Origin of the sequence: Megasphaera sp. An286 (assembly GCF_002163455.1) — a bacterium.
Taxonomy (GTDB): domain Bacteria; phylum Bacillota; class Negativicutes; order Veillonellales; family Megasphaeraceae; genus Megasphaera; species Megasphaera stantonii.
In genome coordinates, this window is record NZ_NFIY01000019.1 from 25,076 (window position 1) to 46,706 (window position 21,631).

Sequence of the window (21,631 nt, forward strand, 5' to 3'; positions counted from 1 at the left end):
TTTTGCAATGATGCTGCTGGCATGTTGATGCTGCGCGGCGTTGTCCGTGCGCATTACCGCGTTGACGTGACCATTGTGGCTATGGAAGGAACATGCCTGGGTGGATTGGATTGCCGTAGAATAAGCGTCAAGGAACGAGACTGTTGCATGAAGAATCATCTTCTTCGTGTGACAGTCTTTTTAATACGTGATAGAGATCTATAATACGAATGTATTTGATGAGATCATATTGGCTGGAATCTGAATACAAAACGCATGAGAATATTCTTTTAGCATAGTGCTGTCAAGAAATCGAGGGTTAGAATAAAAACGTCTCATGTCGTTTTGAAATATTTTGTAATTTCATATACCGTGTGTTCTTGACAACTAAAAAAGAGCTGCCGCGCAAAATGTTTTCTTCTTTGGCGGCAGCTTTGTTATATAAGTTTGTAAAAGTTGTCACGAATGTGTCAATAAAAAAAGAAATTTGATATTTGCCTGTTGAGTATTATTCAACACAGAAGCTGCTGATAGCATGACACAGGTAAATAGTCTAATGCAGTATCGTATCGGTATATATTTTGATTTACATACATTATAAACTGTATTGTCGTATATGAACAGCGAGAGCCTATGACTGCAAATGGCTATACTAAGCCGTTTTTAGCTTTCATCTGCTTCTTGACGTGTCACAGCGTTACGCGTAACGTCTTCTTTTCTTTTTCTCTTTCTTTTGATATTTTTTTCTGTCTTATTTTTTAATTGGGCCTATTTTCTTTTTTTGATGAATCGTTTTTGCTTTGTGTTTTATGCAAGTTTGGCAATAAGGGAAATAAATTCGGCCCTTCGTGTCCCATACTACTATAGAGAGCTGCGAAGGGAGAGGTGCAGACATGAAGGCGCTGCGATGGTTTCAGACGAAGGTTGGGTTGTTTCAGGACCCGCGGATGATGTATTTGCTGAGTCAGCCTCATGGCGATTCGTATTTCGTCATCTGGTTTTATCTCAAGGATTTGGCCGGCATGATCAACGACGACGGCTACATATACGTATCGGAGGGCCAGGCTATGCCGACGGAACTGCTGGCTCGTCAGCTGCGCCGCCGCAAGGCCTTTGTGGAACGGGTGCTGGACGTGTTTGAGCAGATTGACCTCATCAGCCGCGATGAAACGGGACTGATGCGCATCGTGCCCTGGAATGAAATCCAGAGCTTTTCCCGTGACGAGAAGAAGCGCAGCGACGCCCGGGATCGCATGAGACGGTATCGCCAGCGGCAGCGGGAGGAACAGGCGAAGGCAGCAGCTTGTGCTTCCCATAATGAAATGATTGGCCGTATGCCTGTCGAGAGACTAGGGAGCATCAATGGGCAGGCCTGTGAATCGGGATATACCGCGCCGTGTGGTAAGATTGAATTAGAATGCGTTCAGCATGATGAACAGGTTGGGGCTATGCTTGACGAGAAAATGCAGAGTATCAACGAACTAATTCCTGAAACGGAACCTGCTGCATCGTACGGCGGGACTGTTGTGGATTATCCCCGAAATGGCATGAAGGCTGTCGATGTGCCCGATAAGAAAAGGTTGCGTGTCAATGGCCAGACACATCAAACGGAATATGCCGCGCCGTCTGGCAAGGCTGAATGGGAATGTGTTCATTATGGTGAACAGGTTGGTGTTCTGCTTGACGCGAAAGTACAGGGCGTCGATAAGCCAATACCTGAAAGGGAATATGCTGCATCGTACGGCGAGGCTGTTATGGGTTGCCCACGAAACAGCGAGAAGGATGCTGCTGGGCCCGATGAGAAAGTACAGAGCGCCAATGGACAGACACATAAAGTGAAATGTGCCGTGGCGAACGATGGGGTTATCTTGACCTGCACACAGCTTTCCGAAAGGCAGGAACTCGCGGCGTATGAGAGGGACGACATAGACGGCATACAGGGAGAGGAAGGGGACGAAGGAATAGCGTATGTAACCGAAGCCGATGAGTATACGCCGTATGCAGGTTCAGCCGCAGACCGTTTCGACGAGGGGCGGGATACCTGCGGCGATAGGGAGGAGCCGTCGTCTCTGCCGGGCGGCAAGGCCCTCCTGTATTACGAAGCCTTGTTCGGCAAGGCCGACGGGCAGACCGTAGAGGCCTTGCAAGGGTTGGCGCGGCGCTGGGGCGACGAGGCTGTCTGCCGGGCCATTTGCATTGCTTTGAAGAAGGGCGCGTCCAGCGTTCAGTATATCCATGCCGTATTGGTTCACAGCAAGGGCAGTCCCCGCCATGATACGGCGCCCAGTCCATACGAAACCGAAAGGTCTATGCCTTCCGGCCAGGGCGGGCTCCGCCATATCAGCGACATGAGCTGGGGCAGCCCGGACGTCAGCTTAGGTGAAGGCATTTGTCCCGTGTACGAAGCGATGCCGTAGACCTGGCGGCGCAGGCAAACATCCGTAAAGAACGGGCCGCAGATTCAGGCTAGCAAGGCGTCTTCAAATTAAAATATACAGGCTCTGACAGCGCGGGATACGAGTTGAAGACTGCACATGATGAGGAAATCTTATCATGCAGAAATAAAAGAAATCATAGCGGCGCTGCTGTGACAGTACCGTTGTCGCTTTATGGCGTTCTATGACGCAACCCATAGCGCCAAATACTGGCGTGATGGGGAAGACATATAAGCATAGCAACGAAGCCGTACCCGTATATTCTGAATGAGATACCGATACAGCAAGGCAGCTATCGGAATGATGCCTGTCAAAAATACTTCAAAAGCGCTGCTCTTTTGTGCTGGTGCAAAATAATTGTGGAAATTTACTGTACGAACGCAATGAAAATATAAAATGAACCGGGTCCATGCTGCCGGGAAGCCGAACAGAAGCTGCAGTATCGTCTATGCCGGAAGGCGCATATTCGAGAAGGGCCAGAGTATGTGATTTATCATACATATTTACAGCAACTTGGTACGGTCATCTCGTCAAAATAGGATGATTTTATGCCGTTCATATGGTATAATATCCTATTGTAAATACGTATTAAAATTTTTCTGCGAGGAGTGTCTGTATGAAAATCAGTGCTGAAGAAATAAAGAAAATTGCACTGTTGTCCCGCTTGGAAATCAAGGAAGACCAGATTGACGCTGTCGGGAAACAGCTGAACGACATTTTATCGTATATGGATCTCATGAGTCAGGTAGATATTACAGATGTACAGCCGACGGCTCATGCCGTATCCATGTCCAATGTCATGCGCGACGATGTGCCCCATACGTCCCTGCCAAATGATAAAGCGCTGCAAAACGCGCCGGAACCGGAAGACGGCTATTTCAAAGTGCCGAAGGTCATTCAGGATTAAGGAGGGATATTGTGGTAACGATACATGGATTACACGACAAGCTCGTCAAGGGCGAATTATCCGCTGTTGAATTGACGAAAGCCTATATTGCCCGCAAAGACGCCGTAGAACCGCAGGTTCAGGCTTTTTTGTCGGATAACCGCGAATTTGCGCTGGAAGCGGCTGCTGCCGTCGATAAAAAGATCGCTGCCGGTGAAGCCATTGCCGATTTGGCCGGCGTTCCCGGGGCCATTAAAGATAACATCTGCATTAAAGGGCAGTACGCTACGTGCGCGTCCAAGATGCTGAAACATTTCAAATCGCCGTACAATGCGACGGTTATTGAAAAGCTGATGGATGTCGATTACGTCAGCCTGGGCAAGACCAACATGGATGAATTCGCCATGGGCAGCTCGACGGAAAACTCGGCCTTCCAGATTACGCATAACCCCTGGGGACTGGATTATGTTCCCGGCGGCTCGTCGGGCGGTTCGGCCGCTGCCGTCGCTGCCGGCGAATGCGTATGGTCTCTCGGCTCCGATACGGGCGGATCGGTCCGCCAGCCTGCGGCTTACTGCGGCGTCGTCGGCCTCAAACCGACGTACGGCCTCATTTCCCGCTACGGCCTCATCGCCTTTGCGTCGTCCCTCGACCAGATCGGCACCTTTACGAACGACGTAGAAGACTGCGCCATCGTATTGAATGCTGTTGCCGGCCATGACGCTAAGGACTCGACGTCTATTCCGCAGGCTAAAAAGGACTACAAACAGGCCTTGGTCAACGACGTCAAGGGCATGAAAATCGGCATTCCGGAAGAGTTCTTCGGCGAAGGCCTCGACGCCGAATGCCGCAAGGCCTTGGATGAAGCCATTGAAACGTACAAGAAATTAGGCGCGGAAATCGTGCCGGTCAGCATGCCTCACGTAAAATACGGCATCGCCGCCTACTATATCATCGCGCCGGCCGAAGCCAGCTCCAATCTGGCCCGGTACGACGGCGTCGGCTTTGGCCTGCGTGTCGAAGGCAAGGACATCGTCGATATGTATATCAAGACCCGTTCCGAAGGCTTCGGCCCGGAAGTACAGCGCCGTATCCTTCTCGGCACGTATGTCCTGAGCTCCGGCTATTACGACGCCTACTATCTGCGGGCTATGAAGGTCCGCACGCTTATCAAGCATGATTATGACGAAGCGCTGAAGCAATGCGACGTCCTCCTGACGCCGACGGCTCCGGACACGGCCTTCAAGATCGGCCAGAACAGCGGCAATCCGCTGGCCATGTACTTAGGCGACGTCTGCACCGTTACGCTGAACCTGGCAGGACTTCCGGGGCTCAGCATTCCCTGCGGCTACAAGAACGGCCTGCCTATCGGCATGCAGCTCATCGGCAAGGCTCTCGATGAAGAAACGCTGCTTCGTGCAGCCTACACCTTTGAACAGAATAGAACGGACTTGCGCAAGCCGTTGCCTATGGGGGAGGTTGAATTATAATGAAATACGAATCCGTTATCGGCTTGGAAGTCCACGTCGAACTGAAAACGAAGACAAAGATTTTCTGCGGCTGCAGCACTGAATTCGGCGCCGAACCGAATACCCATGTCTGCCCGGTTTGCCTGGGTCTGCCCGGCGTGCTGCCCGTCCTCAATAAAGAAGTGCTCCACTTTGCCGTCAAGGCAGGACTGGCGCTGCACTGCGACATTTTGCCGTACAGCAAATTTGACCGCAAAAACTACTATTATCCCGATTTGCCGAAAAACTTCCAGACGTCCCAGTTTGACCTGCCCATCTGCAAGGGCGGCTACGTGGATATCGAAGTCAACGGCGAACAGCGCCGCATCCACTTGACCCGCATCCACATGGAAGAAGACGCCGGCAAGCTCGTGCACAGCGGCGGCAGCATCGACACGGCCGATTCGTCCTGCGTCGATTACAACCGCACGGGCGTGCCTCTCCTGGAAATCGTCGGCGAACCGGAGCTGCGCAGCGGCGAAGAAGCGCGGGCCTATTTGGAAAAGCTGCGTTCCATTCTCCAATATTTAGGCGTATCGGACTGCCGCCTTGAAGAAGGCAGCATGCGCTGCGACGCCAACATCTCCGTCCGTCCTGTCGGCAGCGACAAGCTCGGCACGAAGACGGAATTGAAGAATATCAACTCCTTCAGCGGCGTGCAGAAGGGCATTGAATACGAAGCCGTCCGTCAGGCTCAGATCCTCGAAGAAGGCGGCACGATTCAGCAGTGCACCCGCGGCTGGGACGACGCCAAGGGCGTTACGTTCCTCCAGCGCGTCAAGGAAGGCGACAGCGATTACCGCTATTTCCCCGAACCGGATTTGATTCCTATCGAAGTATCGCCGGAATACATTGAAGAAGTCCGCAAGGAACTGCCGGAAATGCCTGACGCCCGCAAGAAGCGCTTTATGGACGAATTGGGCCTGCCCGAATACGACGCCAACCTGCTGACCTTGGAAAAGCAGACGGCAGACTATTTCGAAGACGTCGTCAAATGCGGCATCGATGCCAAGACGGCGTCGAACTGGATGCTCGGCGAATTTGCCAAGCTCCTCAATGAAAACGGCGTAGGCGCTGTCGACTCGCCCGTGCAGCCGGCGGCGCTGGCCGAACTGCTCCAGCTCATCGCTAAGAACACCATTTCCGGCAAAATCGCCAAGAAGGTACTGCCTGAAATGTGGAAATCCGGCAAGTCGGCCAATGACGTCGTAAAAGAACAGGGCCTCGTACAGATTACCGATACGGGCGCATTGGAAGAATTGGTCAAGAAGATCATCGAAGCCAATCCGCAGTCCGTTGCCGACTACAAGGCCGGTAAGAAGAAGGCTATCGGCTTCCTCGTCGGACAGATCATGAAGGAAACGAAGGGCCGGGCTAACCCCGGTGTCGTCAACGAGCTCTTGACGAAAAATTTGCAATAATGTAAATACCGAGTACGAATAGAAAAACCGCTTATGCCGCAATTCAACATAAGCGGTTTTTCCTGTAGGCAGGAGATTATGATGAATATTACAGAAATTAAGGGGAACAGAGATGCCTATATCGAGGCCTTGACGGAGCTGTGGGAACGGTCGGTCAAGGCGACGCATGATTTTTTATCGGCCGACGAAATCGAGGCCATTAAGAAGTACGTGCCGCAGGCTCTGGGCGGCGTGCCCGTATTAGTCGTGGCTCGCAACGAGCAGCAGGTCATGACGGCCTTCCTGGGATTGGATGGCAGCCGTATCGAAATGCTCTTCGTCTCGCCGAACGAACGGGGGAAGGGAATCGGAAAAGCTTTGATCCAGCAGGCCGTGGAACGATACGGGGCTTGGGAAGTAACGGTAAACGAGCAAAATCCCCAGGCTGTCGGCTTTTACGAGCACATGGGCTTTACCGTGTATAAGCGGTCAGATTTGGACGAGCAGGGCAATCCATATCCGATGCTGTACATGAAACTGCTAAAGTAGGTTATCGTAACATATAAAAACCTCTGCCGTCTTACGAACAAACGCGTAAGATAGCAGAGGTTTTGTGCTGCAAATTATAAAAAGATGTATTTCCCAATGAAGATGACCGCCAGAATGTACATGAGCAGGCTGATTTTTTCTCGTTTTCCCGTCAGGACGTTGAGAATGACGTAGGAAATAATGCCGAAGGAAATGCCTTCGGAAATGCTGTAGCAGAAGGGCATGGCGATGATGGTAATGTAGGCCGGAATGGCTTCGCTGAAATCGTCGAAGTCGATGCCGACGACGGAGGTCAGCATGAGGAAGCCGACGATGACCAGGGCCGGCGCGGTGGCGAAGGCCGGGATGGCCATGAAGATGGGCGACAGGAACAGGGACAGGGCGAAGAAGACGGCGACGAATACGGCTGTCAGGCCCGTGCGGCCTCCTTCACTGACGCCGGTAGCGCTTTCGACAAAGGTCGTCGTCGTGCTGGTGCCGAGGACGGCGCCGAAGGTCGTGGCGACGGCGTCGGCCATGAGGGCTCCCTTGATGCGGGGCAGCTTGCCGTCGGCGTCGAGCATGTTGGCCTTGGAGGATACGCCGATGAGCGTACCTAAGGTATCGAAGATATCGACGAATAAGAAGGCGAACATGACGATGAGGAAATCGACGGACCAGAGGCGGCTGAAATCGAGGTGCCCGAAGATCGGAGCGATACTGGCTGGAGCAAAGGCCGCCGCGCCGGCAGATACGTCGGGGATTACGCTGTACATGTGCAGTTCCGGATTGGGGACGTACAGGCCGGTCAGTTCGCAGAGAACTGCCAGTATCCACGTAAACAGGATGCCCCAGAGGACGTTGCCGCGGACGTGGCGGATCATGAGGAAGGCCGTAAACAAGATGCCCAGCATGGCCAGCAGTACCGTAATGCCTACGGTGTGGAAGGTGCCGTCGGCGACGGCTTGCTTAAAGGAAAAGAGGGAAATCTTCGTAGCCGGGTTGGCGACGATGATCTGGGCGTTGAACAAGCCGATGAGGGCAATAAACAAGCCGATGCCGGCGGACACGGCCTTTTTCAGGGTCATCGGTATGGCGTTGAAAATGGCTTCGCGGACGTTCGTCAAGGATAGGACGATAAAGATGACGCCTTCTACAAAGACGGCGGCCAGGGCCATTTCCCACGTATAGCCCATCTGCAGGACTACGGTATAGGCGAAAAAGGCGTTCAGCCCCATGCCGGGAGCCAGGGCGAAAGGATAGTTGGCAAAGAAGGCCATGCACAGCGTGCCGATGAGGGAGGCTAAAGCCGTCGCTGTGAGGACGGCGCCCTTATCCATGCCGGCGGCGCTCAGAATCGTCGGGTTGACGGCCAGAATATAGGCCATGGTCATGAAGGTCGTAATGCCGGCGATGAGCTCGGTTCTTACAGTCGTGCCGTTTTGCGTCAAATGAAACATACGGTCGAGGAAGCTCATAATGCACCCCTTTTGTGAATTTATAAAAATAAAATAAAAACATAGGTATGATTATATCCTTTTCAGGTCGAAATAGCAATGAAAAGGGTAAAAATATTTTTTATAGTCATATAAATTTGTCGTATAGAAGATGTTTTTCGGCAAGATGCTTTGGCTTCCCCGCAGCGGGTATGGTACAATAGGAGTACCTATAATTGGCAAACAAAGGAGAGTTACTTATGGCTTCTGCATATAAAGACTTGTTGAAACGAAGAATTGAAGCGGCCCAGGGGATCATTCCCTGCGACTTGGTTCTTAAACACTGCCGTATTGTCGACGTGTATACCTAGTCCATACGAGAAGGGGACATTGCTGTCATAACGGCGTCCTCGCCGGTATCGGTGGTTCATACGAAGGGCGGCGCGTCGTCGATGCTGGAGGGCGGTATGCCGCGCCGGGCCTCATCGACAGCCATATCTACATCGAGTCGTCCTACGTCAGTCCGGAAGAATTCGGCCGCCTCGTCGTTCCCATGGGGACGACGACGATTATTGCCGATCCTCATGAAATCGCCAATGTCTGCGGGCTGGCTGGATTGAAGTATATGGCCGAAGCGGCGGAGCAGACCGTTCTGGATATTCAGTTCATGGCCCCGTCCTGCGTGCCGGCGACGTCCTTCGACCACAGCGGCGCCGTCATCGGCGCGGAAGAGCTAGCCCGGGCTCTGCAGGACAGTTACATATTGGGCGCAGGGGAATTTATGAACTATCCCGGCGTCGCGGCAGCCCAGGACGACGTGCTGGATAAGCTAGCGGCGGCCCATGAAGCAGGCAAGATCGTCGACGGTCACAGCCCGGGCCTCCATGGCGGCGGGCTGCAGGCCTATGCCGCTGCCGGAATTCGGACGGACCATGAATGCTCCACTGTCGAAGAAGCGCTGGAGCGAATTTCCCTCGGCATGTACGTCCTCCTGCGAAACGGTTCGGCCTGCCGCGATTTGCCGAATCTCATCGGCGCCGTCACGCCGCAGAACCTGCGCCGGTTCCTGCTGTGTTCCGACGATCTGCATTTGAAAACGATATTTTCCAAGGGCCATTTGAACGAGCACCTGCGGCTGTGCGTGCGGCACGGCATTTCGCCGGAAGGAGCCGTCACGATGGCGACGCTCAACGCTGCCGAATGCTACGGCTTGTCGGACTGCGGCGCTCTGGCGCCGGGAAAACGGGCCGACGTCGTCTTGTTTGATGATTTGCAGGAGTTTTCCGTTTGGAAGACCTTTATTGCCGGCGAGGAGGTTGCGTTCGAAGGGGCGTATATTCCGCCTTTTACGCGGTCCGATTCCAGCGCCGTCAGCCATACGGTACATCTGGCTGGTTTTTCTGCCGACAAGCTGCGCATGACCTTGCGCTCGCCGTCGGTCCATACGATAGATATTATCCCCGGCAGCGTCGTGACTCGCAAAGGGACGGCGACAGTAGCCGTCGATGAAAGGGGCGATTTCGTATATGATGCCGCCGCTGATATCGTCAAGGTCGCCGTCGTCGAACGCCATCACGGCACGGGCAATGTCGGCCTCGGCCTGCTGCGGGGCTACGGGCTGACGAAGGGGGCCGTGGCCGTATCCATTGCCCACGATTCTCACAACATCATCGTCGCCGGCGCGAACAACGGCGACATGGCGGCGGCCGTCGAAGCCGTCGCGGCCCAGGAAGGAGGCATTGCCGTCGTGCTGGACGGAGCCGTCATCGCCTCTATGCCCCTACCCATTGCCGGCCTCATGAGCAATCGGGACGGCCATTGGGTAGAAGAGCAGGCCGAAGAAATCTACGCAGCCGGCCACGAAGCGCTGGGCATCCACGAGGATGTGGACGTCGTCATGACCTTGTGCTTTATGTCCCTGCCGGTTATCCCGCAGATTAAGCTTTTAGATACGGGCTTGTTCGACGTAGACGCTTTCGATTTTATGGATATTGAAGCTGACTAAAGGGCAGCGGGAAGGCAGGGAATATGATTATCAGCGTCAGCCGGCGGACTGATATACCGGCCTATTATTCTCCTTGGTTTTGGAACCGCCTCCGGGACGGCTATGTACTGGTGCGACAGCCTGTGAATGAACGGCGCGTCAGCCGCATTGTCCTGCATCCCGACGTCGTCGACGGCTTTGTCTTCTGGACGAAGAACCCCGCGCCTATGCTGGCGAGGCTGGGCGAGTTGGAAGAGTACGCCTATTATTTCCAGTACACCCTGACGGCATACGGCAGCGATGTGGAACCGGGGATTCCGTCGAAGCGGGAGTGCCTTATTCCGGCTTTTCAAGAGCTGTCGCGCCGCATCGGGCCGGAGCGGGTCATTTGGCGGTACGACCCTGTATTTCTCAGTTCTAAATATACGGAAGCGTATCATGTACGGTATTTTGCCGAGCTGGCAGCGCAGCTGGCGCCGTATACGAGGCGGTGCGTCATTAGCTTTCTTGATTACTATCCCCAGATCAGCCGTCCTATGGCCGCCCTGGGTCTAAAGCCCTTTCCGGCTGCGCAGAAACGGCGGCTGGCCTGTGCCTTGGCGGCGATTTGCCGGGCACACGGCCTGCAGATGGAAACGTGTGCCGAAGAACTGGACCTGGCTGAATACGGAATTTCTCATGGTCGCTGCATCGACAAGACCTTGTTTGAACAGCTTTTGAAACAGCCCTTGCTGGTCAAGCGAGATGCGAACCAGCGGCCGGCCTGCGGCTGTGCGGAAAGTATCGACATCGGTGCCTACCGTACATGCCGAGGCGGCTGCCGGTACTGCTATGCCGGCGGCGCAAATCGAGAAGTCAGCAGAATCCATGACCCGGCGTCGCCTTTGTTGGGCGGGTATGTGCGGCCTGAGGACGAGGTGTATGACCGGCATATAACGTCATGCCGGTCGCCTCAGATGGTACTGGAATTTTGATTGCTTTGTAATGCTGTGGGATATAACAAAAAAATGGATTCAGCGCGAGGAGCTGAATCCATTTTTTTGTTGCTTATTTATCGAATTTTTTGCCTGTCAGCATTTCATAGGCTTCTTCGTATTTTTCAATCGTCTTGTCGATGACGTCCTGCGGCAGGAGGAAATCGCTGTCCGGGTTGGCTTTGAGCCAGTCGCGGACGAACTGCTTGTCATAGGACGGCTGGGACTGGCCGGGCTTGTAGCCTTCGAGGGGCCAGAAGCGGGAGCTGTCCGGCGTGAGCATTTCGTCGCCTAATACGATGTTGCCTTCTTCGTCGAGGCCGAATTCAAACTTCGTATCGGCAATGATGATGCCGCGGGACAAGGCGTAATCGGCGCATTTCTTGTACAGGGCGAGGGTGTAGTCGCGGATTTTTTCGGCGTATTCCATGCCCTTGCCGGGGAAGGTCTTGTCGAGGACGGCTGCGCCCTGTTCGAGGGAGACGTTTTCGTCGTGGTCGCCTAATTCGGCTTTCGTGCTCGGCGTGAAGATCGGTTCGGGAAGCTTCTGCGATTCCTGCAGGCCTTCGGGAAGCTGAATGCCGCAGATCGTGCCGTTTTCCTTATAGCTTTCCCAGCCGCTGCCGGTGATGTAGCCGCGGACGATGCATTCCATGGGGATCATGGTCAGCTTTTTGCATTTCATGCTGTTGCCGAGGAACTGTTCCTGCTGGAAGAATTCGGGCATGTCGGCGTTGTCGACGGAGATCATGTGGTTCGGAATAATATCTTTCGTCAAATCAAACCAGAATTTGGACATCTGCGTGAGGATCGCGCCTTTTTTCGTAATCTGGTTTTTCAGGATGTGGTCGAATGCGGAAATGCGATCGGTCGCAACCATGATGATGCTGTCGCCGGCATCGTATACTTCGCGGACTTTACCTGATTTGAACGGTTTGTATTCTTTCATGTTCTGGCCTCCAATATATTTAAAACTATATCCATGATGAATGTACTTATCATATCACAAAATGTAAGACGATGGAATAGGATTGCTCGTTTTTGACCGAAATAACCAGCCGGCGGCGGAGAATGACGGAGAAATATTAAAATATGAGATCCTTTATGAGACGAAGATTAGAAGGAGCTTAAACCTGATGACGGCGGCAGGAACGGCCGATGCAGACCGAGAAGTGAAGAAGAAATACCTGAATGAGGAGGTCTGTATATGAAGAAAGTGCTCATAGGAGTCTGCCTGCTGGCGGCTCTATTCGTTTGGCAGGGAGAGCTGCCGGACTGGCTGGAAGAACCAGCAGCTATGCCGGCTGTAGAAGCGCCTCAGCCCCAGTCGGCCTACGTCTACGTCAGCGGCGCTGTGCGCAAGCCTGGGCTATACGCCTTTGACGAAACGGTGCGCGTCGGCGAAGCCGTCCATGCCGCCGGAGGCGTCTTGCCTTATGCTGATGCGGCGGCTGTCAACTTTGCCGATGAAGCGGCTGACGGCATGCATATTCATATCCCGTACGACTTGAACGGCGCGCCGTCTGTCGGAGAGGCAGACGACGGCCGTATCAATATCAACGAAGCCGACGAGGAAAAGCTGGGCGAGCTGCCGGGCATCGGGCCGGCTATGGCCCGGAAGATTATTGCTTATCGGGACGAGCACGGCTTGTTTTCCAGCATAGAGGAACTGCAGAAGGTCAAGGGCATCGGACCGGCGAAATATAAAGAGCTGCAGGATAAGGTGACGATATGATGTACCGGGGGCTGGGGGCTGTGTCGGCCTTCTGCATCGGCATCGCAGCGGCAGATTATTTGGGGGTATCCTTGACGGAATGGGCTGCCGCCTGTCTTGCCGCCGTCCTCTTAGCCGCGGCGGCGAGAAAAACGCGCTGGGCCTGGCCTCTGATTTTGCTGTTCTGCCTGCTAGCCGGCGGCGCGCGGCTGCAGCTGGCAGCGGAGCAGTACGACGGGCTGCCTCATTATGTCGGCGGAGCCGACATCTATATGGAAGGGACGCTCCGGGAAAAAGGCAGTATGTACGAAACCGACGGCAAGACGATGGCCCGCTATGTCGTCGATATGGAGCGTTTTGCCTATGCCGGAGAAGGCACGTTCCGGGAAGGAGCGGGCGCAGTGTATGTGACTGCTCCGGCCAATCCGTCCTTTCAGCCGTCGGCCCGCGTCGCCTTCCGCGGCGTCCTGCGGCCTATTCGGTATTACGGAAACCGCGGAGCCTACGACGCCCGGCACCGCGACAAGGAAAGCGGCATCTTCTTAAAGGGCTACGGCGACGACGGCGGCCTGACCTTGCTTCAGCCGGCTCAGGGATGGCGTCATACCTTGGCGAAGCTGCGCGAAACCATGACGGACCGCTTCCGCATCGTATTGGGGACGGACGGGGCTCATATCCTGAGCAGCCTGCTCTTCGGCGGCCATTACGACGAGCTGCCGCCGGAGCTTATCGAAAGCTTTAGTATAACGGGATTGATTCATATACTGTCGGTGTCGGGGTCGCACATCGCCTTGCTCCTGTCGGTCGTGCAGATTTTAGGCCGGGCGGCCGGGCTGCGGGGAAAATGGCAGTTTTTTCTGTCGGCTGTCTTCGTCCTTCTGTACGGAGCTATGGCCGAATTCGTCGCCCCCGTCGTCCGGGCGTCCATCATGGGGCTGATTTGTTCCTTCAGCCTGTGGGCCCGGCGGGACTACGCGAGCGTGCAGGCCTTGGCGGCGGCAGTGCTGCTCATGCTGCTGTACAGTCCGTATTTGCTCTATGATTTGAGCTTCCGCCTGTCCTGCGGCGCATCGGCGGGTATTGTCCTTCTCAGCGGCAAGGTGCGGCCCTGGTTTTCCGCCCTGCCGGCGCTGCTGCGCGACGGCCTGTCCGTATGCCTGTGCGCCCAGGTCTTGCTGCTGCCGCTGCTGTTTGCCAATTTCCATGCCTTTCCCGTTTATTCCTTTGCAGCCAATCTCCTCGTCGCCCCCGTATTGGATTTGGTCATCGTTTTAGGACTGGCTGCCGCCGTTCTCGGTTTTCTCTGCGATCCCGCCGCCCATATGGTCCTGCACGGCGTGTCGCCCCTTCTGGCCCTGGCCGTGAAGGGAAATTATTTTCTGTCGGCCTTGCCGCACAGCCGTTTCTGGGCCGGAGCCATGTCTCTGCCGGTTGTCGCCGCCTGGTATACGGCCCTTGCCGCCGTCTTCGTCTGGCCTCGACAGAGGCGCATCTTGCTGGTCTTGGCAGCCGTCGCCGGCCTCGGTTCCTGGGGCTGGGGGCATCTGCATAAGCCTGAGGCCGTCGTCCACATCTTCGATTTGGGACAAGATAAGGCGACGTGCGTCGTCTATGATGATGATTCTGTATATCTGTGGTATAATAAAAGTTCCTGGGCGAACCCTGAGCAGGCGGCCTATACGCTGACGCCGGCATTGCGGTATGAAGGCGTATTCCGTCTGACCGGCTGTACCGTCGTCGGCTGCGAGCCGGAGAAAACGGCGGCTCAGATAGAGGAGAGATTTACCCTGGACAGGCCGTGCCGCTTGGCTGACGACGCCATGCCCGTCGCTGCTGCAGAAGGGGCGATTCCCTATTACCTGTACGACGGCCTGCCGCAGAAACGGCTTCCCGACGGAGCTTGTATCGAGCTGCGCCAGCTGCCGCCGTACGATGAAAAGACCTTTCCCAGCCGGGCTGCGGCGCTGATTTTCTATCGCGGCGGCGGTCATGACGAACGGTACGACGAATGGACGGAAGGGGCGGCCTTATACGATATTCCCTGGTTTTCGCCGGCTCGCGACGGACAGATTACGGGAATCTATCGAAAGGGCGAGTGGACTTTTACGGCCCAGGGCGGAGAGTAGACGATGAAACCAATAGCAGTGATATATGGAACAGAAGAATATTTGATGGAGCAGGCCCGGCGGCGTTTCGTTGCCGACTGCCAACAGCGGGCCGGCGGTGACGCGGCGGTGCGGCAGTTCAAAAAGGACGCCCCTGCGGCGTCGGTCGTCGAGGCCTTTGAAGGGACGAGCCTGTTCGGCGGCGGCAGCGTCGTCGTATGGACCGAGTGCCCCTTCCTGCCGATAAAGCGCGGCGGCCGGTCGCGCAGCAAGCTGTCAAAGGAAGAGACGTGGTTTTTGGAAAAGCTGCGGACCCTGTCCGATGAAAACGGCGTCCTGTTTTATACCAAGGGAAACATAGACACGGGCTGCGCCTTTTTCAAGGAGCTGCGCCCTATGGCCGACGTCGTCGCAGGCGAGGCCGTGACGGAGAAAAACGTCATGCCCTACGTCTGTGATTTCCTGGAAGGCCGGGGGAAGAAGCTGACCCTGCGGGCCGAGCAGTACCTGCGCGGATTATTTCAGACCTGGGGCGAGATTTCCCTCATGTACGTCTTTTCCGAGCTGGAAAAGCTGTGCATTTCCCTGGACGACGGCCGGCGCAGCGTCGACGAAGCCGACGTGGCGGACTTGTTCGCCGGGACGATGGAGAAAAACTTGTTCACCTTTATGGACTATTTCCTGCGCCGCGACGGCCGGCACGTCGTGCCTTTTTTGGAAGGGCTGTTTTCGCGGCAGGACTTGTTCCTGAAAAACGTAGGCTATATGATGTCCCGCCTGCGTCTGCTTCTGGCATATAAGGAATTAAAGGAAGCCGGCATGGGCCAGCGCCAGTGCGAATCCATCATGACGCAGATCAATAAGGGAAGAAGTGTAAAATATGTGTTATATCACTTGCAAAAAGCGGCGCCCTATTGGACAATAAGAGAGTTACAGGAATTGATTACCAATATATTTACATTACAGCGCAATATTCGCAGAGGCACGGCGGCGATAGACGACATCGGGCCGCTGATCTGCCTGTATTGCCGAACTAAAGGCAGGGTTTAACGTTGGATGATGAAGAAAAGAAGGCGCGCAAAGAGCGCATGAAGGACTATCGCCGCCGCTATCGGGAAAAGCACGGCATCGTCGAGAAACGGCGGCCGTGGAAGAAGGCAATCGGCGCCGTCGCCGCTCTTTGCGTCCTGGCCTTCGCCGGATTTTTTGCCGCCCAGAGCGCGGCGGCGGACAGGGTAACCCTCGACGGCCAGCCCGTGCGGGACTGGACGGAGGAACAGGCGCGCCAGTATGTAGACGATAAAGAAGGAGAGCTCAAGGGCCGGACGATTCGCCTGACCGGCGAAGACATAGACGAGACGATCGACTTCGACGACTTGGAGCTGCAATTCGACAAGGAAAAAATCTTTAATGACGTGTATCTCGTCGGCCGCCGCGGCACGCCGTGGCAGCGCCTGAACGACGTCGTCGCGACGCTGCGGTTCGGGAAAGACGTGCCCCTGTCCCTCAAGGTAGACGAAGAAAAGCTGGACGAACGGATTCAGCAAATCCACGATGTCTACGACAAGGCTCCGGAAAACGCCTACGCCGTGCCCAACAGCGACAACAAGACCGTATCCATCCACAAGGAAAAGGATCGCATCGTCCTCGATGACGCGGCGCTGAAACAGCAGATTCACGACCAGCTGGACCGCGGTGTTACGGAGGACATGGAAGCGCCGGTCCAGTCGCGGGAGGAAGCGGCTGTCAAGGAAGGGGACTTAAAGGATATCGACACAGTGTTGTCCTATTATACGACCCACTTTGACGACTCCAACAAGGATCGGAATGAAAATATCGCCATTGCCCAGAAGCGGCTCAACCATGCCCTCGTACCGGCCCAGAAGGACTTTTCCTTCAACGGCTACGTCGGCACGCGGACCCGCGACAAGGGATACAAGGACGCGCCGGTATATTTTGACAACAAGCTCGTCCCCGACGCCGGCGGCGGCGTCTGCCAGGTCAGCACAACCCTGTTTAACGCCGTCCTGCGGGCTGGATTATTCATCGCCGGCCGGGCGCCCCATTTTGCCCCGGCGGCGTACGTGCCCGTCGGCATGGATGCGACCGTAGCCGATAATTCGCTGGATTTCGCCTTTACCAATCCCTTCCAGCGTCCCGTATATATTTACACCGTTGCCGGCGCCAATACGGTGACGACGTACATCCTGGGCAACCATGCCGATACGTGTACGACGACCTTCCAGACGATTCACTTGCAGAACCTGCCCCATAAGGTCATCCGCAGGCACAGCGACGCCGTCACCTCTGATGTCTGCGAGCAGGTCGGCTACGACGGCCACGACATCGTCATCCGCCGCACCGTCAACTATACGGACGGCGACAAATATACCGATACGATAGAATCGCACTACGCGCCGAACGATGAAATCATCGTCACCAACGGGCCGGCGTCGGAAACAGTCGTCCAGACGTCGGACCTGCAGCCTCAGGATGTGCTGATCAACGCGCCTCACGATATGTTTGCCTTTTAGCTGGCTGCCTGCCGGCAGGGCGACCCTGATATTTCTGAAAGGATATACGATTGATGAAAGTATGGCATATTGTCCCTAAGCAAGAGCTACTCATATCCCTCGACGCGGATCATACGGTATGCGTCGAAGAAATCTGTGTTTCGCCGGCCGAACATGCCTGGCAGGTCCGTACCCAGTCGGACCGGGCCGTGGCGGATATGACGCTGCTGCGGCGCAAGGTATGCAGCCGCCTGGATTTAACCGGGAAGGTAGACGTCGTGCACCAGGTCATGGCGATTCACCACGGCGGCGACCTGCCCTTAGCGGCGGCTGGCGACGACGAAGGACTGCGCAGCGTAGCCAATGTCTATACGGACGATCTGGACGGTTACGATATTCCTCATGAGGACTGCTACGACAGCCTGTATGAAGAAGACGCCGAGCTGTTTGACGAAGACTATAAAAAGGCCTGCAAGGCCGCCTGCGACGGCGGAAGCTCCCGCAGCTCGTCGGCTCCGGCAGGAGGGGGAGCCAGCGCATCCGCCGACGGCGGCAACAGCCGCGTCTGGTACGGCAAGGCCTTTGGCGGCGACGTGACGCCTATTACGGAAATCCTCGGCGAAGAACGAAATAACGTCATTATTAAGGGGAAAATCGTCAAGCTTGAATTCCGCGAGCTGAAATCGAAGCGCATCCTCTTGTCCTTCCAGATTGCCGACTCGACGAACGGCATCTCGGCCCGTCAGTTTTTGACTGTCGGAAACGGCGGCGGCAAGTTCCGTCAGAAAAACGCCATGTCTGCCGACGAGTACGCGACCTTTTCCCAGCGCATGAAGGTAGGGGCCTACGTCCGCATGCGCGGCGACGTCGTATACGATACGTACGTCAACGACTACGTTTTCAACGCCAACGACATCATGGCCGACGACGAAGGCGTTACGGTCGAACGGGAAGACAACAATCCGACGCCGCGCGTCGAGCTCCACCTCCATACGGTCATGAGCGACATGGACGCCTTGATTACGGTCAAGCAGCTCATTAAGACTATCAAAAAATGGGGCCACCCGGCCATCGCCGTCACAGACCACGGCGTCGTCCAGTCCTTCCCGCTCCTGCAGGAGCTGTCGACGGATAAGACGAACAATATCAAGGTCATTTACGGCATGGAAGGATACCTGTTTGACGAAAAAATCGATCAGTCCTACCATATCATCATCTTGGCGAAGAATCAGGTCGGCATCCGCAACCTGTACAAGCTGGTCAGTATTTCCCATTTGAAATACATCTACCGCGGCCGTCCCCGTATTCCCCGGGCTGTCCTGAACGAGTACCGCGAAGGGCTTATCCTCGGCTCGGCCTGCGAAGCGGGCGAACTGGTTCGTTCTATGGTGCAGAAGAAGCTGCCCTATGAAGAACTGAAGAAAATTGCCGATTATTACGACTATTTGGAAATCCAGCCTTTGACGAACAACAGCTTCCTCGTCCGCGAGGGCTACGTGCCTGACGACGAAGGCCTGCGGGACATCAACCGCACGATCCTGCGCATCGGCGACGAGCTGGGCAAGATGACTGTCGCGACGTGCGACGCCCACTTTCTCAACCCGGAAGACAAGATATACCGGGAAATCCTCATGACCGGCAAGGGCTTTAAGGACGCCCAATTCCAGCCCGACTTGTACCTGCGCACGACTGACGAAATGCTGGAAGAATTCGCTTACCTCGGCGAAGAACGGGCTCGCGAAGTCGTCATTACCAATCCCAACAAGGTCAATGAAATGATTGAAGACGTGCGCCCCGTGCCGAAGGAAACGCTGTACTTCCCGCAGATTGCCGGCTCGTCGGAGGCCCTGAAGAACATGTGCTATGAAAAGGCCCATAAGATTTACGGCGATCCCTTGCCGCAAATCGTCGAGGACCGGCTCATCGAAGAATTTACGTCTATCCTGGGCCACGGCTTCGGCGTGCTCTATTACATCGCCCATAAGCTCGTTAAGCATTCCAATGACGACGGCTACCTCGTAGGCTCCCGTGGGTCCGTCGGCTCGTCCTTCGTGGCGACCATGTCCGACATTACGGAAGTCAATCCCTTGCCGCCTCATTACGTTTGCCCGAACTGTCAGTGGAGCGAGTTCTTTACGAAGGGGGAAGTCGGCGGCGGCTTCGACCTGCCCGATAAGAAATGCCCGAAGTGCGGCGCAGAGCTGCATAAGGACGGCCACAACATCCCCTTCGCGATTTTCCTGGGCTTCGACGGCGACAAGGTACCCGATATCGACTTGAATTTCTCTGGCGAATACCATCCGAAGGCCCATAAATACACGGAAGAACTGTTCGGCAAGGACAACGTATTCCGCGCCGGCACCATCGGCGCCGTCAAGGATAAGACGGCCTACGGCTACGTCATGAAATGGGCCGCCGCCCGGGGCATGCAGGTCAACGACGCCTACGTCAACAGCCTGGTCAGCGGCTGCACCGGCGTCAAGAGTACGACGGGCCAGCATCCCGGCGGGGTCATGGTTATCCCCCGCGACATGGACGTCCATCACTTTACGCCTGTCCAGTACCCGGCTAACAAGAAGGACAGCGGCATCATTACGACCCACTTCGACTATCACTCCATCGAAGGCCGTCTGGTAAAACTGGATATACTCGGCCATGATGATCCGACGGTTATCCGCATGCTCGAAGACATGACCGGCGTCGACGCCAAGACCATTCCCTTCGACGACCCGGCGACGATGAGCCTGTTCAGCACGCCCAAGGCCTTAGGCGTGACGGAAGAAGAGCTGGGCTCCAAGGTCGGCAGCCTGGGCATTCCCGAATTCGGCACGTCCTTCGTCCGCAAGATGCTCGTCGACACCAAGCCCAAGACCTTCTCGGAATTGGTGCGCATATCCGGCTTTTCCCACGGTACGGACGTATGGCTGAACAACGCCCAGGACCTCATCACGTCGGGCACGGTGCAGCTGAAGGAAGCCATTTCCACCCGCGATGACATCATGAACTATCTCATTCAGCACGGCATCAAGCCCAAGACGAGCTTTAAGGTCATGGAAAACGTCCGTAAGGGCAAGGGCATCGACAAGCTCAACAAGCTGGGCCAGAAGACGTCCAATTACGAAGAAGAGCTCAAGGAAGGCCACATTCCCCAGTGGTTCATCGATTCGTGCCATAAAATCGGCTACCTCTTCCCGAGAGCCCACGCCGTAGCCTACGTCATGATGGCCTTCCGCATCGCCTGGTTTAAAATCAATTACCCCTTGGCCTATTACGCGGCTTTCTTTACGATCCGCGCCAAGGCCTTCAAGCTGTCGGCTATGATACACGGCCTGGAAGGGCAGCGGCAGGCTATGAAGGACATTATGGCCAAGGGCAAGAGCGCTACGAAAATCGACATGGACTTGTATTCGTCCCTGGAGCTGGCCGTAGAAATGAGCCTGCGGGGCTACTCCTTTATGAACGTCGATATCAGCCGCTCCGACGCCACGCGCTTTACTATCTGTGAGGGCAAGATCCTGCCGCCCTTTACGGCCATCGACGGCCTGGGCGTCAGCGTAGCCGAGCAGATCGTATCGGCCCGCAGCGAAGCGCCCTTCAGCTCCAAGGCCGACCTCAAGATCCGCGGCAAGGTGCCCCAGCCGGCGCTGGAGCTCATGGCCGAAGAAGGCTGCCTGGGCGACCTCCCCGAAGACGAGCAGATTGATTTGTTCGCTATGTAAGGTTTTTCTCGACATTCTGTCTAAACTGTTTTATAATTAAGTGTGAGTTTTATACGCTAAAGGATAAAAGCAGAGAAGGAGATGACCTGCCCATGAGCGCCAATGAAAAGTTGAAGGATTATCTTCACGACCAGCTGTTTTCGGCAATATTGCAGCTGCAAAATTTAGACGAATGCTACGAATTCTTTGAAGATATATGCACGGTGCAGGAAATGAAGGCCATTGCGGCCCGCCTCGAAGTCGCCCGCATGCTCAAGGCCGGCGATATTTACGAGGACATCGTCAAGAAGACCGGCGCCAGCACGGCGACGATCAGCCGCATCAAGCGCTGCCTCATGTACGGCAGCGGCGGCTATGAAAAAATCCTGACCCGCATGGCCGAGCACGATCCGGAATTTTTAAAGACGACGTCCAACCGAAAGCACGGCCACGGGCAGGACGCATAATACG

The 21,631-nt window shown here is 55.4% G+C and carries 15 protein-coding genes; 13 read left to right on the forward strand and 2 right to left on the reverse strand.

Translation table 11 applies throughout. The annotated features are described in order from the left end of the window. Nucleotides 1–872: 872 nt before the first annotated feature. The 5 genes from B5F80_RS08995 (at nt 873) to B5F80_RS09015 (ending at nt 6,757) form a co-directional block, all read left to right on the forward strand. Nucleotides 873–2,396, forward strand: coding sequence for a phage replisome organizer N-terminal domain-containing protein (locus B5F80_RS08995; RefSeq protein ID WP_087478494.1), 1,524 nt, complete (start codon nt 873–875; stop codon nt 2,394–2,396). Nucleotides 2,397–3,030: 634 nt separating this feature from the next. Continuing rightward, on the forward strand, nt 3,031–3,321 hold the full coding sequence (gene gatC, locus B5F80_RS09000; protein ID WP_087478495.1) for an Asp-tRNA(Asn)/Glu-tRNA(Gln) amidotransferase subunit GatC: 291 nt from the start codon (nt 3,031–3,033) through the stop codon (nt 3,319–3,321). An 11-nt stretch (nt 3,322–3,332) separates the two neighbouring features. Next, nucleotides 3,333–4,790, forward strand: a complete 1,458-nt coding sequence (gene gatA / locus B5F80_RS09005) for an Asp-tRNA(Asn)/Glu-tRNA(Gln) amidotransferase subunit GatA (protein ID WP_087478496.1) — start codon at nt 3,333–3,335, stop codon at nt 4,788–4,790. Continuing rightward, entirely contained in the window at nt 4,790–6,229 is a 1,440-nt protein-coding gene (gene gatB, locus B5F80_RS09010; RefSeq protein ID WP_087478497.1) for an Asp-tRNA(Asn)/Glu-tRNA(Gln) amidotransferase subunit GatB, read from the forward strand. Before gatA ends, gatB begins: the two co-directional genes overlap by 1 nt. A 78-nt stretch (nt 6,230–6,307) precedes the next feature. Beyond that, complete coding sequence (locus B5F80_RS09015) at nt 6,308–6,757, forward strand: acetyltransferase (RefSeq protein ID WP_239386341.1); 450 nt, start codon at nt 6,308–6,310, stop codon at nt 6,755–6,757. Nucleotides 6,758–6,831: 74 nt separating this feature from the next. Here B5F80_RS09015 and B5F80_RS09020 read toward each other — a convergent pair whose 3' ends face one another. Continuing rightward, nucleotides 6,832–8,214 carry an NCS2 family permease gene (locus B5F80_RS09020; protein ID WP_087478499.1) on the reverse strand — a complete coding sequence of 461 codons (1,383 nt, stop codon included), beginning with the start codon at nt 8,212–8,214 and terminating at the stop codon, nt 6,832–6,834. Nucleotides 8,215–8,590: 376 nt separating this feature from the next. On the opposite strand from B5F80_RS09020, the gene ade reads away from it, so the two are divergent. Both ade and B5F80_RS09030 read left to right on the forward strand, forming a co-directional pair. After that, nucleotides 8,591–10,177 (forward strand): adenine deaminase, encoded by a 1,587-nt coding sequence (gene ade / locus B5F80_RS09025; RefSeq protein WP_239386343.1) that lies wholly within the window; start codon nt 8,591–8,593, stop codon nt 10,175–10,177. A 23-nt stretch (nt 10,178–10,200) separates the two neighbouring features. Further along, nucleotides 10,201–11,130, forward strand: coding sequence for a DUF1848 domain-containing protein (locus tag B5F80_RS09030; protein ID WP_087478500.1), 930 nt, complete (start codon nt 10,201–10,203; stop codon nt 11,128–11,130). Nucleotides 11,131–11,203: 73 nt separating this feature from the next. Here B5F80_RS09030 and B5F80_RS09035 read toward each other — a convergent pair whose 3' ends face one another. Further along, nucleotides 11,204–12,079, reverse strand: coding sequence for a phosphoribosylaminoimidazolesuccinocarboxamide synthase (locus tag B5F80_RS09035; protein WP_087478501.1), 876 nt, complete (start codon nt 12,077–12,079; stop codon nt 11,204–11,206). A 258-nt stretch (nt 12,080–12,337) separates the two neighbouring features. Between B5F80_RS09035 and B5F80_RS09045 the strand changes: the two genes are divergently transcribed. From B5F80_RS09045 to B5F80_RS09070, 6 genes are all read left to right on the forward strand, one after another. Continuing rightward, a complete protein-coding gene (locus B5F80_RS09045) occupies nt 12,338–12,865 on the forward strand; it encodes a ComEA family DNA-binding protein (protein WP_087478503.1) in 528 nt (175 codons plus the stop codon). Continuing rightward, entirely contained in the window at nt 12,862–14,970 is a 2,109-nt protein-coding gene (locus B5F80_RS09050; protein ID WP_087478504.1) for a ComEC/Rec2 family competence protein, read from the forward strand. Before B5F80_RS09045 ends, B5F80_RS09050 begins: the two co-directional genes overlap by 4 nt. 3 nt (nt 14,971–14,973) lie before the next feature. Beyond that, nucleotides 14,974–15,999 (forward strand): DNA polymerase III subunit delta, encoded by a 1,026-nt coding sequence (gene holA, locus B5F80_RS09055; RefSeq protein WP_087478505.1) that lies wholly within the window; start codon nt 14,974–14,976, stop codon nt 15,997–15,999. Between the two features lie 2 nt (nt 16,000–16,001). Continuing rightward, nucleotides 16,002–17,483, forward strand: a complete 1,482-nt coding sequence (locus B5F80_RS09060; RefSeq protein ID WP_239386342.1) for a VanW family protein — start codon at nt 16,002–16,004, stop codon at nt 17,481–17,483. Nucleotides 17,484–17,536: 53 nt separating this feature from the next. Continuing rightward, on the forward strand, nt 17,537–21,181 hold the full coding sequence (locus tag B5F80_RS09065) for a PolC-type DNA polymerase III (RefSeq protein WP_087478506.1): 3,645 nt from the start codon (nt 17,537–17,539) through the stop codon (nt 21,179–21,181). A gap of 92 nt (nt 21,182–21,273) precedes the next feature. Continuing rightward, nucleotides 21,274–21,627, forward strand: a complete 354-nt coding sequence (locus B5F80_RS09070; RefSeq protein ID WP_087478507.1) for a YerC/YecD family TrpR-related protein — start codon at nt 21,274–21,276, stop codon at nt 21,625–21,627. The last annotated feature ends 4 nt before the right edge of the window (nt 21,628–21,631 follow it).

Excerpts from the sequence above, each read along its gene's own strand:
- gatB (WP_087478497.1), top strand. The coding sequence starts at position 4,790 with ATGAAATACGAATCCGTTATCGGCTTGGAAGTCCACGTCGAACTGAAA.
- B5F80_RS09020 (WP_087478499.1), bottom strand. The coding sequence starts at position 8,214 with ATGAGCTTCCTCGACCGTATGTTTCATTTGACGCAAAACGGCACGACT.
- B5F80_RS09030 (WP_087478500.1), top strand. The coding sequence starts at position 10,201 with ATGATTATCAGCGTCAGCCGGCGGACTGATATACCGGCCTATTATTCT.
- gatC (WP_087478495.1), top strand. The coding sequence starts at position 3,031 with ATGAAAATCAGTGCTGAAGAAATAAAGAAAATTGCACTGTTGTCCCGC.
- B5F80_RS09070 (WP_087478507.1), top strand. The coding sequence starts at position 21,274 with ATGAGCGCCAATGAAAAGTTGAAGGATTATCTTCACGACCAGCTGTTT.
- B5F80_RS09015 (WP_239386341.1), top strand. The coding sequence starts at position 6,308 with ATGATGAATATTACAGAAATTAAGGGGAACAGAGATGCCTATATCGAG.
- B5F80_RS09050 (WP_087478504.1), top strand. The coding sequence starts at position 12,862 with ATGATGTACCGGGGGCTGGGGGCTGTGTCGGCCTTCTGCATCGGCATC.
- B5F80_RS08995 (WP_087478494.1), top strand. The coding sequence starts at position 873 with ATGAAGGCGCTGCGATGGTTTCAGACGAAGGTTGGGTTGTTTCAGGAC.
- B5F80_RS09045 (WP_087478503.1), top strand. The coding sequence starts at position 12,338 with ATGAAGAAAGTGCTCATAGGAGTCTGCCTGCTGGCGGCTCTATTCGTT.
- B5F80_RS09035 (WP_087478501.1), bottom strand. The coding sequence starts at position 12,079 with ATGAAAGAATACAAACCGTTCAAATCAGGTAAAGTCCGCGAAGTATAC.
- holA (WP_087478505.1), top strand. The coding sequence starts at position 14,974 with ATGAAACCAATAGCAGTGATATATGGAACAGAAGAATATTTGATGGAG.
- B5F80_RS09065 (WP_087478506.1), top strand. The coding sequence starts at position 17,537 with ATGAAAGTATGGCATATTGTCCCTAAGCAAGAGCTACTCATATCCCTC.